Annotated in this window: 13 protein-coding genes and 1 other RNA gene; 5 read left to right on the top strand and 9 right to left on the bottom strand. The window is 56.3% G+C overall.

What is annotated here, in order from left to right; all coding sequences use genetic code 11:
• Positions 1 to 47: 47 nt before the first annotated feature.
• The 3 genes from NHF56_RS02555 to NHF56_RS02545 all read right to left on the bottom strand — a co-directional run bounded on the left by NHF56_RS02555 (position 48) and on the right by NHF56_RS02545 (position 2,397).
• A complete protein-coding gene (locus NHF56_RS02555) occupies positions 48 to 563 on the bottom strand; it encodes a DUF1465 family protein (RefSeq protein WP_252801296.1) in 516 nt (171 codons plus the stop codon).
• A gap of 357 nt (positions 564 to 920) precedes the next feature.
• On the bottom strand, positions 921 to 1,112 hold the full coding sequence (locus tag NHF56_RS02550; RefSeq protein ID WP_252801294.1) for a DUF1192 domain-containing protein: 192 nt from the start codon (positions 1,110 to 1,112) through the stop codon (positions 921 to 923).
• The gene (locus NHF56_RS02545; RefSeq protein ID WP_252801292.1) at positions 1,099 to 2,397 is read right to left on the bottom strand and encodes an MFS transporter; all 1,299 of its coding nucleotides are present in this window, start codon (positions 2,395 to 2,397) and stop codon (positions 1,099 to 1,101) included. Before NHF56_RS02545 ends, NHF56_RS02550 begins: the two co-directional genes overlap by 14 nt.
• A gap of 221 nt (positions 2,398 to 2,618) precedes the next feature.
• Here NHF56_RS02545 and NHF56_RS02540 point away from each other — a divergent pair, with 221 nt between their 5' ends.
• Both NHF56_RS02540 and fbaA read left to right on the top strand, forming a co-directional pair.
• Positions 2,619 to 2,777: a hypothetical protein gene (locus tag NHF56_RS02540; protein WP_252805003.1), complete on the top strand. Its 159-nt coding sequence runs from the start codon at positions 2,619 to 2,621 to the stop codon at positions 2,775 to 2,777.
• A 235-nt stretch (positions 2,778 to 3,012) separates the two neighbouring features.
• Complete coding sequence (gene fbaA, locus NHF56_RS02535) at positions 3,013 to 4,095, top strand: class II fructose-bisphosphate aldolase (protein ID WP_252801290.1); 1,083 nt, start codon at positions 3,013 to 3,015, stop codon at positions 4,093 to 4,095.
• A gap of 80 nt (positions 4,096 to 4,175) precedes the next feature.
• Here fbaA and pgk read toward each other — a convergent pair whose 3' ends face one another.
• From pgk to ssrS, 4 genes are all read right to left on the bottom strand, one after another.
• Positions 4,176 to 5,375, bottom strand: coding sequence for a phosphoglycerate kinase (pgk, locus tag NHF56_RS02530; RefSeq protein WP_252801288.1), 1,200 nt, complete (start codon positions 5,373 to 5,375; stop codon positions 4,176 to 4,178).
• A 97-nt stretch (positions 5,376 to 5,472) separates the two neighbouring features.
• Positions 5,473 to 6,999, bottom strand: coding sequence for a cryptochrome/photolyase family protein (locus NHF56_RS02525; RefSeq protein ID WP_252801286.1), 1,527 nt, complete (start codon positions 6,997 to 6,999; stop codon positions 5,473 to 5,475).
• Positions 7,000 to 7,003: 4 nt separating this feature from the next.
• Positions 7,004 to 7,708: an SDR family NAD(P)-dependent oxidoreductase gene (locus tag NHF56_RS02520; protein ID WP_252801284.1), complete on the bottom strand. Its 705-nt coding sequence runs from the start codon at positions 7,706 to 7,708 to the stop codon at positions 7,004 to 7,006.
• Between the two features lie 62 nt (positions 7,709 to 7,770).
• A non-coding RNA gene (gene ssrS / locus NHF56_RS02515) (6S RNA) lies at positions 7,771 to 7,931 on the bottom strand.
• A gap of 463 nt (positions 7,932 to 8,394) precedes the next feature.
• Here ssrS and NHF56_RS02510 point away from each other — a divergent pair.
• Positions 8,395 to 10,293: a methyl-accepting chemotaxis protein gene (locus NHF56_RS02510; protein ID WP_252801281.1), complete on the top strand. Its 1,899-nt coding sequence runs from the start codon at positions 8,395 to 8,397 to the stop codon at positions 10,291 to 10,293.
• Positions 10,294 to 10,430: 137 nt separating this feature from the next.
• Here NHF56_RS02510 and NHF56_RS02505 read toward each other — a convergent pair whose 3' ends face one another.
• Together NHF56_RS02505 and NHF56_RS02500 are read right to left on the bottom strand one after the other, a co-directional pair.
• Positions 10,431 to 10,799: a cell division protein ZapA gene (locus NHF56_RS02505; protein ID WP_252801279.1), complete on the bottom strand. Its 369-nt coding sequence runs from the start codon at positions 10,797 to 10,799 to the stop codon at positions 10,431 to 10,433.
• Positions 10,800 to 10,804: 5 nt separating this feature from the next.
• Complete coding sequence (locus NHF56_RS02500) at positions 10,805 to 11,080, bottom strand: DUF4164 domain-containing protein (RefSeq protein ID WP_252801277.1); 276 nt, start codon at positions 11,078 to 11,080, stop codon at positions 10,805 to 10,807.
• Between the two features lie 203 nt (positions 11,081 to 11,283).
• Between NHF56_RS02500 and tkt the strand changes: the two genes are divergently transcribed.
• Positions 11,284 to 13,380: a transketolase gene (gene tkt / locus NHF56_RS02495; RefSeq protein WP_373456240.1), complete on the top strand. Its 2,097-nt coding sequence runs from the start codon at positions 11,284 to 11,286 to the stop codon at positions 13,378 to 13,380.
• Between the two features lie 127 nt (positions 13,381 to 13,507).
• Positions 13,508 to 14,515 (top strand): type I glyceraldehyde-3-phosphate dehydrogenase, encoded by a 1,008-nt coding sequence (gene gap / locus NHF56_RS02490; protein ID WP_252801274.1) that lies wholly within the window; start codon positions 13,508 to 13,510, stop codon positions 14,513 to 14,515.
• Positions 14,516 to 14,521 lie beyond the last annotated feature (6 nt).

Here is a 14,521-nt window from a genome sequence, read left to right as displayed (position 1 = left end):
GGAAACCGGGGTTTTGAACTCTCTCAAATAGATTTGGTATTGAAATTTCAGTGTGCGCCAAAGGCGGTGTGCAGCAGCGAAAGCTGTGCCTGCACGCTGTTCTGGTTGTCGTGCGAAACAGGTGACTCTGCCGGACGATAGATTTCGCGATCCAGAAGGGCAACGCGCGATTGAAGACGAAGCGAACGCTCGATCAGGTCGCGGAAGGACAGCGGCAGATCTTCCCAGCCCGGTGCTTCGCGGTCGATATTATAAGCGTCGAGACGCACTTTTTTCTTTTCGCTCACCACCTGATCGCGCGTCATCTCGCCGTTGTTCACGGCGCGCTGCAGAAGAAGCCAGGAGGCAACCTGCATGAGGCGGGTGGTAAGACGCATGGATTCAGACGCATAAAGCACCGAAACATTGCGCGGCAGCAGCTTGGAGGCTGCGCGGCCCGGACCATCAAGATATGCCGCTGTCTCCTCAACCAATGCCATGCCATCCGCATAAAGCGACTGGAACCCGTTGGAAGAAGCCATGTGTCCGGCAAAACTGATCGTATTAACGCCCTGTTCGCTCATCTTTAAAGCCCTCGTTTACGCATCACTTAATTCTTGGACTTGGAAGGAAAACCGCATGCCGCCTTCCGTATGGCCCTTAGATTATCGTGATAGCGCGTTTGCGCAAGCCAATTGTTAAGAAAGGGTTAATACCCACAGCGGCGATATGTTCCCGATTGGAAACAAAAAAAGAGCCGCGAAGGCGGCTCTCAAGGTAAAACAGGGAGAAAATCAGAAGTTGCCCACTAGAGAAACCATCTGAATCCAGAATAATCCGGATGCTCTGGTAATATCTTATAAAGGTTGCTCGAAGGTTAACAAACAGCCGCATGCATCAAAAACAACCGGATTTGTTTCAGTTTCGAGCGCCTTGAGAACTCATTTCTTAAAGAGGCTTTCGGCTGCGGATTTACTCGCAGACTTTGCCTTTATGTCTGCCTCCAGCCGTGCAATCTCCTCCTTTAGAAGTGCAACACGCGCGACAAGCTCATCCACCGAGATCATAGACAGATCGCAGCCGATTTCATGAGCAAGCGTTTTTTTGGGCCTTTCCTCATCAAACAGTGCCATGCTTCTCCACTCCCTCATCCGCTGAAACTTCAAATTCAAACACTTCAGGTTCCGGATTGGCCCGCGGGCTCATCTGGAATTTCTCAGGCGTAGTCGAAGTCGCTGGGCCAATCACGATATAATCGTCCTTGTCCTCCGCCGTCACGTCTGCACCGACGCGGCTGCGGAATACAGCATAGACCGTTATGACCACATGGGCGATGGCGGTAATGGCAAACAGGGCATAGGGGCCGAAGGCTGCCATCACCGTACCGCCAACCGTCGGGCCAAGCACCGTCCCGATCCCGTAGAGAAGCAGAAGCCCGCCCGAAACCTTCACAAAGTCTTCAGGTGCGGCCAGATCGTTGGCGTGCGCTGCGGCGATTGGATAGAGCGAATTCGCCGTTCCGCCATAGATAAAAATGATGACGAAAAGCACCAGCACGCTCGAGGGATGCAACATCACCAAGAGCCATCCTGAAAAGGCTGCGATAGCCGAAAGTCCCGCCAGCACCAGACGTCGGTCCATCTTGTCGGACAACCGCCCTGTCGGGATCTGGAAAAGCGCACCCGCAAAGATCGCCAAGCTCATCAGGGTGGCAACCTCCGCCGTGGAAAGACCTGCTTCCGTTCCAAACACCGCACCCAGAGTGCCGAAGGCACCGTTGGCAATACCGGTGAGAAGAACACCGGCCGAAGCGATTGGGGAGTTGGCAATCAGCCCTTTGATATCCAGCCGCACACTTTGCAGCGGCTGCGGCGAGGCCGCAGTCGATAGTGTCGTGGGCAGCAGCGCCACGCAGTAGAATATGCCGCAAACCATGAAGAGCGCCGGTGTTAGCACATCCCCCAGCGGTAACATCATCTGCCCGCCCATCACACCGACCAGGGTAACGGCAATATAGGTGGCGTAAACAGTGCCGCGCGTTTCATTGTCCGCCCGCTCGTTCAGCCAGCTCTCAACGATCATGGAGGTGCCGGCTGTCGCAAATCCGGTCACCGAGCGCAAGGCCACCCACCAGATGGCATTGGGATAGAGCCCGGTCATCAGAACAATAATGGCATTCAGCGCAATGAAGCTTGCAAAAGCGCGCACATGGCCGATACGCCGCACGACCAGAGGCGCGAAAAAGCAGCCAAGCACAAAGCCGAGCGCCCAGAATGTACCGAGAAAACCGAGAACCGAGGTCGGAAAATGCTCGGCTGCGCCCCGAACCGGCAAAAGCAGGCTCTGCAGCCCGTTGCCGAAATAGAGAAACAACGTGCCGGCAAGCAGCGCGAAGATCGGTATGAGATTGCGGGGCATTTAAAATTCCAGCAGTTATTGTTCACGCAAATCAGCGCATATGATGGCCAACTTGCATAGGGGGCGCAACCTTTCGCACCCCGCAAGCCGACAGTTTTCGGCGAATGGCAGAATTAGATCAAACCCTTGACAGAAGCAACAACCTGCCCGACACCAGCCACGCGGCCACTCGCCGCTTATTATGACGAAATTACGTCCATAGCCGGCAGGAGCAGTTTTCGTTGACCGCAAAATTCATCGCGCTTTTCATGGTTCTTGCCATCGCTACGCACCTGATCCGCCCTCTCGGACTTCCCGGCCTGAAAAAAAGGCGCGACTTCTGGAAGATCGGCGTCGGCGCATTCGTGATTACCATGCTGATTGTTCTCATCCGCCCGTAAGGCGATGCGGATCAAGAACGGCTCCTATTTTTGATGTTCGTACCTCAAATTGCCGAACGGCAGGCTTTGACCGCCGCAAAGCAGGCATCCACAAAAAACCCTTTAATTTTAATCGTTTAAATTCCAAAAGCGCCTCAAAAAACGCCTTGAAACTCCTAGACGGTGCCGGGTGAATACCCTATGCAATACGCAATTCCAGTCAGGACCCATGTCGACGTTTATGGAGGAATCAAGCGTGAGCGGATTAAAGTTGCGGCCCGGAGTTGTTGTAGGAGAAGACTATGCGCGCCTTGTTGAAGCGTGCAAGGATGGCGGCTATGCGCTGCCCGCAGTCAATGTCACAGGCACAGATAGTGTGAATGCCGTTTTGGAAGCCGCTGCCAAGGCAAAGTCCGACGTCATTATTCAAATGTCCAACGGCGGTGCGCAGTTCTATGCCGGCATGGGCATGGCGGATGCGGCCAAGGCCCGTGTTCTGGGCGCTGTCTCCATTGCCAAGCATGTCAATCTTCTGGCTGAAGAATATGGCATCTGTGTTGTGCTGCACACCGACCATTGCAACCGCAAACTGCTGCCCTGGGTCGACGGCCTGATTGAGGCCAGCGAAGCCGAGTTCAAGGAAACCGGTCGTCCGCTCTTCTCCTCCCATATGATCGATCTTTCCGAAGAGCCGCTGGAAGAAAATGTCGCCACCTGCGCCGAATACCTCAAGCGCATGGCACCACTCGGCATGAGCCTGGAAATCGAACTTGGCGTGACCGGCGGCGAGGAAGACGGCATCGGCTCCGAGCACAAGGAAGGCGACGCCAGCAATCCGAAGCTCTACACGCAGCCCGAAGATGTGCTCTACGCTTATGACGTTCTCTCCAAGATCGGCCATTTCACCGTGGCGGCATCCTTCGGCAACGTTCATGGCGTTTACGCGCCGGGCAATGTGAAGCTGCGCCCTGAAATCCTCAAACACTCCCAGGCGCTCGTTTCCAAGGAGCGCGGCGGTGGCGATCAGCCGCTCAGCCTGGTCTTCCACGGCGGCTCGGGCTCGGCCAAGGAGCAGATCACCGAAGCCGTTTCCTACGGCGTCTTCAAGATGAACCTCGATACCGATATCCAGTATGCATTCGCTGAAGCCGTTGCAGCCAAGATCGACGAAACACCGAAAGCGTTCAAATTCCAGGTCGATCCGGAAGACGGCACGCCTTACAAGAAGTTCTACGATCCGCGCAAATGGCTCCGCGCCGGCGAACTCGGCATGGTCGCTCGCGTGGAAGAGGCCATGAAGGATCTCGGCTCGGCAGGCCGCTCCATCGCATCAAAGTAAAAGAGCAGAACTGAAACAAAAAAGGCAGGCGCCATATCGGCGCCTGCCTTTTGCTTTCAGATATTGTTGCGAGCGCGCGGTCAGTCGCCGCGCTTCAGAACCTCAACGCCCGGAAGCGGCTTGCCTTCCATCCACTCGAGAAACGCGCCGCCCGCCGTGGAAACATAGGTAAACTCGTCCGCCACACCGGCATGATTGAGCGCCGAAACCGTATCGCCACCGCCGGCGACGGAAACCAGCTTGCCGGCTTCCGTCTGCTCTGCCGCATGTTTTGCCGCCGAAACGGTAGCTGTATCAAAGGGCTCGATTTCAAACGCGCCAAGCGGGCCGTTCCACACAAGCGTCGATGCCTGGCTGATCCAGTCGTTGACGAGCTCGATGGATTTCGGCCCGACATCGAGGATCATGGCATCGCCAGGGATTGCATCGACGGATACGACCTGATTTTCCGCATTCGCCCTGAATTCCTTGGCAACGACACCGTCCACCGGCAACACGATGGCGCAGCCGGCCTTTTCAGCTTCTGCCATGATGGTACGCGCCGTATCGGCCAGATCGTGTTCGCAAAGCGACTTGCCGACATCGAGACCCTTGGCTGCCAAAAACGTATTCGCCATGCCGCCGCCGATTACCAGCGCATCCACTTTCTTCACAAGGTTCTGCAGGAGGTCGATCTTGGTGGAAACCTTCGCCCCGCCCACAATCGCCGCAACCGGACGTTTGGGATTACCAAGCCCCTTTTCCAAAGCCTCAAGCTCGGCCTGCATCGTGCGGCCTGCATAGGCGGGTATATAATGCGCAAGCCCTTCGGTGGAAGCATGCGCGCGGTGAGCAGCGGAAAAGGCATCGTTGACAAAGATGTCGCCATTTTCCGCCAGATCAGATGTAAACTCAGGCAGGTTCTTTTCTTCACCCTTGTGGAAGCGGGTGTTTTCAAGAAGCAGGATGTCGCCATTGTTCAGCGCAGCAATCGCGGTCTTGGCAGGCTCACCGATGCAATCCGAAGCAAAGTGCACGCGGCGGTCGAGAACGGCTTCCACGGTCGGGGCAATGGTTTCCAGCGACATGGACGGTACGACTTCACCTTTGGGGCGACCGAAATGCGCGAGAAGAATAACCTTTGCCCCCTTGTCGGCCAATTCAAGGATCGTTGGGGCCACGCGCTCAATGCGCGTCACATCCGTCACCTTCCCGTCCTGCACCGGTACATTGAGGTCCACACGCACAAGAACACGTTTTCCTGCGACATCGTTAAGGTCATCGAGAGTCTTGAAAGTCATGGTTTGCCTTCCCGTCAAACTGGGCGCGTCAGCGCCGCTCCATCTTTGCTGCAATGCAAATGGCATAAGGCCCGGAACGGTTCAAGCCCAGGCGAACCTATGATAGCGAATCGAGAAATTCGCGCGCTCGTTTGCGCAAGTCTTGCTTTTGATCGTCACCCATTCGATCCCAGTTCGAATAGACACGGTTCAAGCGTCCGTTCGATTTGAGATGATGCCGGTTGCGCGCCATAAAATCCCAATAAAGCGCATTGAAAGGGCAGGCATCCTCACCTGTTCGCGATTTGACGTCATAACGGCAGCCCGAACAGTAATTCGACATTCGGTCGATATAGGATCCGCTGGCAGCATACGGTTTGGATCCTAAGAAACCGCCATCTGCAAATTGGCTCATGCCGAGCGTGTTGGGCAGTTCCACCCATTCGAAAGCATCGACATAGACACTCAAATACCATTCATGCAGCGCTTTCGGGTCAATACCGGCGATGAGCGCAAAGGTGCCTGTGATCATGAGCCGTTGAATGTGGTGCGCATAGGCATAGTCTCGAGTCTGGCAGACAGCATCACGGATGCAGGCCATATCCGTCTCACCTGACCAGTAAAACCAGGGCAAGTCTCGCTTCGCATCAAGTGCGTTTGCCTCGACGTAGTCCGGCATTTTCAGCCAATAGATGCCACGCACATATTCGCGCCAGCCTATAATCTGCCTTATAAACCCTTCTGCCGCGTTGATCGGCACCTTACCGTCTTTGAAACACTCTTCGACACGGCGGCAGACAGACAGCGGATCGAGAAGGCCGACATTGATATAGGCCGAAATCAGACTGTGGTAGAGAAACGGTCGCCCCTCCACCATCGCGTCCTGATAGTCGCCGAACTCGGCAACGGCACAGTTTATGAAGTCGTCCAGTGCCTCTTCTGCACCCTTTCGGTCGACCGCCCATCCAAACTGGGAAAGCGTGCCGAAATTGTCTGAAAATCGCGCTTCGACCAGCTCCATGACCTGTTGGGTGAGTGCATCAGGCGCGAAACGCTTCCGCGTCGGCAGAAACAAATCCTCTTTGAGAGGCTTGCGGTTTTCCTTGTCGAAGTTCCACTGCCCGCCTTCGGGCTCGTCCCCATCCATCAACAATCCGGTCTTGCGCCGCATTTCACGATAGAAATACTCCATGCGCATCTGCTTGCGCCCGCTTGCCCAATGCGCAAACGCGTCCTTGGAACAGATGAAACGGTTATCCGGAAGGCATTCTATTTCAACTTCCAGTTCCTCAGCCCAGCCATCGATCATCGCCTGAACCCGCCATTCGCCAGCTTCGGTGACGATCAGCTTTTCCGGCTTGTGCCGTTTCAATGCGCGTTTAACTTCACCGCTGAACGCACCGGAGTTCGCTTTGTCCTCCAAACGGACATAGTCAACTTTCCAGCCTGCATCCTCCAGTTCCGCCGCGAAATGGCGCATGGCGGAGAAGATGAAAACCAGCTTCTGCTTGTGATGCTTGACATAGGTCGCCTCTTCAAGCACCTCGCACATCAGAACCACGCTCGACGACTGATCTGCGGCCTTCAGGCTGGACATATCGCGGCTGAGTTGATCGCCGAGGATCAGAACGAGCGTATCGGTCATTCATCTACCATTCGATGAGGCTGCCATCATAGGCAAAGAAGCCACCGGACTGCGGGCTCTCAAGTCCATCGAGAACTGTAAGCATGCGCGCGGCAGAATCCCTGGGCGTCAAACGATCACGCTGACCTGCAAAGGGGTCGGAAAGACTGGTCTTGACTGTCCCCGGATGCAGCGCGGCCACCACCGCCTTCGGACGAAGCCGGGCAATCTCAACGGCTGCGGTTCGAATAATCTGGTTCTGCGCCGCCTTTGATGCCCTGTATGAATACCAACCGCCGAGGCGGTTATCGCCGATCGAGCCGACACGCGCGGAGACCGAGGCGAAGATGGAGCGTCGACCGCGCGGCAGGAAAGTGTGAAAATGTTTCAACAAAAGTGCCGGCCCAATCGCATTTACAGCAAATTGCGCGGCCATGGCATCTGCATCAATTGCCTTGAGTGACTTCTCCGGTTCACGCCCATCAATGATCAAGGCGCCCGTCGCATTGAAGATCAGGTCGATTTCGGCGTCACGAGATTGAATGTGCGACGCCGCCGCGGCGACCGACTCCGGGTCACGCAGGTCAAATCCTGCAAAATGCCTGCGGGAAAGGTGAAACACCTCATCGCAGCGCAAATCGCGTTCGAGGCAGTCGGCAACCGCTGCACCAATACCTCCACTCGCGCCGATCACCAGCGCCTTATAGCCCGAACACAATGATCTCATCATCACCATGTTCGCATTACGCGCGAAACACCGTTTTGGTTCATCTGCAGGGATGGAAGGAGTAAGTGCGATCCACGGCGACCGGTGGATATGTTTACGATCCCGGGAACCTACATAAGTAGGTGGGCGCCATATGCCTCAGCCCACGAGCCGAGGCAGGGACAGCTCCCTTAGGATCGAGTAAGGCCCCGGGGATGTGAAATCCTGCCGAGAAGCGCAGACCGCACGCGTTATATAGTTTTCATTTAAAGCCTGCGCTAGGGGCAGCATCGGCAAATTTGTGCCGCCGCACAGGTGCAGATAATCCTGCTGCACGGAAACAAATGCCGGCGATTGTAGTGACAACACCTGATCTCGACTCAGAGGCCGGGTGAACGAGGCAAAGGAGTTTGGAAACGCAACCTAAAGATACATAAGAGAAAAAATCAATCAGAAATTAATTTAGAATATAAGATATTAGTAATTATAGTTGTATAAGTAAAATAACTCGCCTCATTTGTATACACTTTTACTATTCTATATTTTAATCTCTATTTAATTCTTTTTACGAATAATGATTAGGCCTCACCACTGCATGATTCCCATCGCCTGCGATGAGGCCACAGCACCCAACTTCGGTCTGTGAACAGTCAATCGCTAATGCCAGACAATAGAGGTGTATGGTGAACTACTTCGCAAATCTTAGGACGATGACAAAACTTGTTATCGCCTTCAGTTTAATTCTCATTGCAGGCGTTGTTGTAAATGCGATCAGCCTGATGTCCTCCAGAGCACAACAGGACGCGACGCACTGGACCGAACATACGTATCAAGTTCTGCGTGCTGTCGATGACATGGTCGCCGGCATGGTCAACCAGGAAACGGGTCTTCGCGGCTATCTTCTCGCAGGCGATGAGAAGTTTCTGGAGCCGTTGAAATCAGGCGAAGCACAGTTCCAGAAAGCGTTTGATCTCGGCAAGAGCCTGACGTCTGACAATGCTGTTCAACAAGAGCGCTTCACGGAACTTGGCAAACTGGTTGACACATGGGCCAACGACGTCAAAGCCAAGGAAATCGCCCTGATGGCGAATGCCGCGACCCAGGATGAAGGCCGCGCCCTCGAAATAGGTGGTGCGGGCAAGCAGTACATGGACGCCATCCGGGTGATCGCAAAACAGATTTCCGATGAGGAAGCAGCATTGCTCGATGCGCGTGCCGCGGCATCCGAAGCGGCAGCGAACCGCACATTCTGGAGCATCCTTGTCGGCCTCGTGACCACAATCACGCTGATCGCCGTTTCGCTGTTCCTCCTGTCGAAAACGATGATCAACCCAATTCGGTCGATCACGGCATCCATGCTCGGCCTCGCCGGCGGGGACGACCAGAGCAAGATTCCCTTCGAAGGTCGCGCAGATGAAATCGGCGCGATGGCAAGCGCCGTCGAAGTCTTCCGTCAGAACGCGCTCGCCAACAAGAAGCTTGAGCAGGAAGCAATGGCCAGCCGCAGCGAAACCGAAAAGCTTCGTGATTCAGAACAGCAGCGGATTGCACGCGAAACCGAACAGCTGCGTTATGCTACCGGCACGCTGGGTGAAAGCATGCGGCGTCTGGCAAATGGCGATCTGACCTGTCGCATCGACAGCCAGTTTGCCGCAGAATACGAGACCCTGCGCGCCGACTTCAATGCCACTGTTGAACAGCTTAACCAGACGATCGGTTCGCTTGCTGCTGCTGTCGGCAATATGGACTCCGGCGCACGTGAGATTTCCTCTGGTGCTCATGATCTGTCGCGCCGCACGGAACAGCAGGCCGCGTCACTTGAAGAGACCGCCGCAGCACTCGACCAGATTACCGCCAACGTCTCCAGTTCCAACGAGATGACCAACGAAGCACGCAACGTTGCACAGGCTGCAACGCGTAGTGCCGAACAGTCGGTGCAGGTGGTGTCTCACGCAGAAGAAGCAATGCAGCGCATTGAATCGAGCTCGCAGCAGATATCCAACATCATTGGGGTGATCGACGAGATTGCCTTCCAGACCAACCTTCTGGCATTGAATGCCGGTGTTGAAGCCGCACGTGCCGGTGATGCCGGCAAGGGATTTGCGGTTGTGGCACAAGAGGTGCGTGAACTTGCACAGCGTTCTGCCCAGGCCGCCAAGGAAATCAAGGGCCTGATCCAGAACTCGACCACGGAAGTCGAGGGCGGCGTCAAGCTGGTGCGCGATACCGGTGAAGCCCTCAAAACGATTGGGGATTACATCACACGCATCAACAGTCACATGGAATCGATTGCAACCTCTTCGCGCGAACAATCGACCGGACTGTCCGAGGTCAACATCGCCGTCAACCAGATGGACCAGACGACACAGCAGAACGCGGCAATGGTCGAACAATCGACTGCAGCGGCTGCCTCCCTGTCCAAGGAGGCCGAAAACCTCCGCGAACTGGTCGCTCGGTTCCAGCTTGCCCAATCAGCAGGGCACCAGGCAGCAGCCTTGCGCAAAACGGCCAGCGCAATGTCCGAACCCCGCGCAGCACAACCTGCCAAGGCGCGGCCTTCAGTTCAGGGTAATCTGGCACACAAAACGGACGATTGGCAGGAATTCTAAGAAGACTTGCCGGTGTCATAGCCGGAAAGTGAAAATTCAGCGGCGGGCAGAAATGCCCGCCGTTCTGCGTTGCACCGAAGCGATGGGAGCGGTCTGCAATGGCCCATTGCGGAGCCGATGATTGAACGCAGCAGCAGTTAGCGCGGCTTCCCCCCACCGACCTTGGCGGCAATCTCATTGATCTGCCCTGTCAGTTCACCCAGCGTTGCCACCAGAAGCGCATCAGACTTTGAAGACGTGGCCAACATATTATCCCGGCTGGCGCGCAATTCAGCCACTTCCGCCTCCAGCCCCTGCATCTTGCGGCTGGCTTCGGACAGCTCGTCCATCACCATGATGCCGGCCATTACGGTGAGACGCGTGTCGCCGATTTCGCCAAACTGGCTGCGCAGATGTGTCACGTAGCGATCAAACCGCGCGGCAAGGTCGGTCAGGTGTTGTTCCTGCCCCTCTTCGCAGGCCATGCGGTAGGCCTTGCCGTCGATCTGTACCGTAACCTGCGCCATCTACCCTACCTGTCGAGCACTGCTCGAATTGTTTCCATCGCCGTGACCAGGCGCCGCGAAACCTCGCGGTTCACTTCTTCAAGCCTGTTGGCACGAAACTGCGACTCGTCCAACTCCTGTGCCAGACGTGCGCGGTCAGCGTGCGCCCGGTGCACTTCCTGCTTGATTTCGGCGCTCGCCTGCTCCCGTTCCATGCGCCCCTCCAAAGCACGGCCCAGCCCTTCGACTGCGCTACGCAAGTCTTCAATCGCTGTTTTAACCGTCTTTTCCGGAGGAACCATCGCCGGGTGCGTCCTTCACCAACAATACCAGAATCGCTTTTGGCGCTTATCAAAGAGCCGTCATAACGTAGTCAAGCGCTGCGCCCAGCGTCAATGGAACGCAACCGCCCGCAAGCGATCATTATGTGGATAGCCTGCAATCCACCACACTAACCCCAACAACAGTGGCCGTGATAGGGCGAAAACAACTTTAATGGAGAGCTGTGACGCTGCCTGATTTGTTGACTTGCGCACCGCACCTGCTATTTGTCACCGCGAACTTTTCGAAGGGCCTCAAGTTAGGCCTAGAACTAAAAACCGGAACAGCGGATTTATTCATGACCTCTCGTGAAAAACACAACCGGATGGCGAACGCGATCCGTTTCCTTTCGATGGACGCAGTTGAGAAGGCCAAGTCCGGCCACCCGGGCCTTCCGATGGGCGCAGCCGACATCGCAACAGTGCTCTTCACGCGCTATCTGAAATTCGACCCCAAGCATCCTGACTGGGCCGACCGCGACCGTTTCGTGCTGTCTGCGGGCCACGGTTCCATGCTGCTTTATTCGCTGCTCTATCTGACCGGCTACGACGACCTCACCATTGACGATATTGCAAATTTCCGTCAGCTCGGCTCCAAGACCGCCGGCCACCCGGAATATGGCCATATCAGCGGCATCGAAACCACCACCGGACCGCTGGGCCAGGGCATCACCAATGCTGTCGGCATGGCCATTGCCGAACGCAAGCTTTCGCAGGAATTTGGCGAAGACCTCGTTGATCATTACACCTATGCTCTGGCAGGCGACGGCTGCCTCATGGAAGGCATCAGCCAGGAAGCCATTTCGCTTGCAGGCCACTTGAAGCTCAACAAGCTGATCGTTTTCTGGGACGACAACGGCATCTCCATCGACGGTGCTGTGTCCATTGCAGATTCCACCGACCAGCACGCCCGCTTCCGCGCCTGCGGCTGGAACACACTGGCCATCGACGGCCACGATCCGGATGCGATTGCCGCTGCCATCGAAACGGCGCAGAAGTCCGACAAGCCGACCATGATCGCCTGCAAGACCATCATCGGTTTTGGCGCACCCCACAAGCAGGGCACGCACAATGTGCACGGCTCGCCGCTGGGTGCTGAGGAAATCGCCGCCGCACGCAAGTCGCTCAACTGGGAATCCGAGCCATTCGTTGTCCCCTCCGACATTCTCGATGCCTGGCGCCTTGCCGGCCTTCGCTCCAACAAGTTGCGCAGCGACTGGGAAGCCCGCCTTGCTGAAGCCGACGCCGACAAGAAGGCCGAGTTCACCCGGCGCATGTCCGGCACACTTCCGGGCAATCTCGACTCCGCGATTACCGAATACAAGTCCGAGCTGGCCGACAGAAAACCCACGCTTGCCACCCGCAAGTCCTCGGAAAATGCGCTCGAAGTCATCAATGGCGTCGTACCCGAAACGCTAGGCGGTTCTGCCGACCTGACCGGTTCAAACAACACCAAGACCAGCCAGACCGCATCGATCACACCGGACGATTTCTCCGGTCGTTACCTGCACTACGGTGTGCGCGAACACGGCATGGCTGCCATCATGAATGGTATCGCCCTTCACGGCGGCCTGATCCCCTATTCCGGCGGCTTCCTGATCTTCTCCGACTATTGCCGCCCGGCCATTCGTCTGGCCGCCCTCATGGGCATCCGCGTCATCCATGTTCTCACGCATGACTCGATCGGTCTTGGTGAAGATGGCCCAACCCACCAGCCGGTGGAACACATGGCCGCACTGCGCGCCATTCCGAACCTTCTCGTTTTCCGCCCCGCGGATGCAACGGAAACGGCGGAATGCTGGCAGCTTGCGCTTGAAAACCCCAAGCGCCCCTCGGCCATTGCACTCACACGCCAGAATCTGGCTCCGGCCCGCACCATCATGAGCGAGGAAAACCTCTGCGCATCCGGCGCTTACGAACTGATCTCGTCTGCCGATGCACAGGTCACCATCTTCGCCACGGGCTCGGAAGTCGAAATCGCCATGGACGCCGCAGGTCAGCTCGAAGGCAAGGGCATTGCAACCCGCGTGGTCTCGGTTCCCTCCTTTGAACTGTTCAACGAACAGACCGCCGAATACCAGGCTGCCATCATCGGCGAGAGCCCGGTCAAGATCGCTATCGAAGCCGGCATTCGCCAGGGCTGGGATCGCTTCATCGGCAATGACGGTATCTTCATCGGCATGTCGAGCTTTGGTGCATCCGGCCCCTACAAGGAACTCTACAAGCACTTTGGCATCACCGCCGAAGCAATTGTATCGGCTGCGGAAGCAAAACTGGCCTGATTGACCTCCGTCATGCGATCAAACCATCAGGTTTGGTAATAAGAAATCACCCAAATCCGTTTGATGAGAGCGCGGTTTGGATGCAAATATGAATTCATACTGGAAACCCAAGCGGGAGCTGAACACTATGACTGTAAAAGTTGCCATCAACGGTTTTGGCCGCATCGGCCGTAACGTATTGCGCGCGATCTATGAATCCGGCCGCAAGGACATCGACGTCGTCGCTGTCAACGACCTCGGCCCGGTTGAAACAAACGCCCACCTGATGCGCTATGACTCCGTCCATGGCCGCTTCCCGCACGAAGTCACCGTGAACGGCGACGTGATTTCCGTTGGCTCGGAAAGCTTCAAGGTCTTCGCAGAGCGCGATCCGGCAAACCTTCCCTGGGGCGATCTCGGCATCGACATCGTGATGGAATGCACCGGCATTTTCACCGCTCGCGACAAGGCAGCCATTCACCTTGCAGCAGGTGCCAAGCGCGTTCTCGTTTCGGCTCCCTCCGACGGTGCTGACAAGACGATTGTTTACGGCGTCAACCACGACACGCTGACGAAGGACGACCTCGTCGTTTCCAACGCATCCTGCACCACCAACTGCCTTGCGCCGGTTGTGGACGTGCTTCATTCCGAATTCGGCATCGAACGCGGCATGATGACCACCATTCACTCCTACACAGGCGACCAGCCGACGCTGGACACGATGCACAAGGACCTTTACCGCGCACGCGCTGCTGCCATGAGCCAGATCCCGACGTCGACAGGCGCTGCCAAGGCAATCGGCCTCGTGATACCCTCACTGAAGGGCAAGCTCGACGGTATCTCCGTTCGCGTGCCGACCCCGAACGTTTCGCTGGTCGACTTCAAGTTCATTGCCTCGAAATCCGTGACGGCAGAAGAGGTCAACAATGCGCTGATCGCGGCTGCCGATGGCCGCCTGAAGAACGTTTTGGGCTACACGCACCACCCGAACGTTTCCATCGACTTCAACCACGACCCGCATTCCTCCACCGTGGCGCTCGACCAGACCAAGGTCATGGACGGCACGATGGTTTCCATTCTCTCCTGGTACGACAACGAGTGGGGCTTCTCCAACCGTATGTCCGATACGGCTGTTGCAATCGCAAAGCTCATCTAATCCATT

Origin of the sequence: Rhizobium sp. L1K21 (genome assembly GCF_024055895.1) — a bacterium.
Lineage (GTDB): Bacteria > Pseudomonadota > Alphaproteobacteria > Rhizobiales > Rhizobiaceae > Ensifer_A.
Note: the sequence above shows the minus strand (reverse complement) of the source record. Positions and strands in the feature narration are given on the sequence as shown.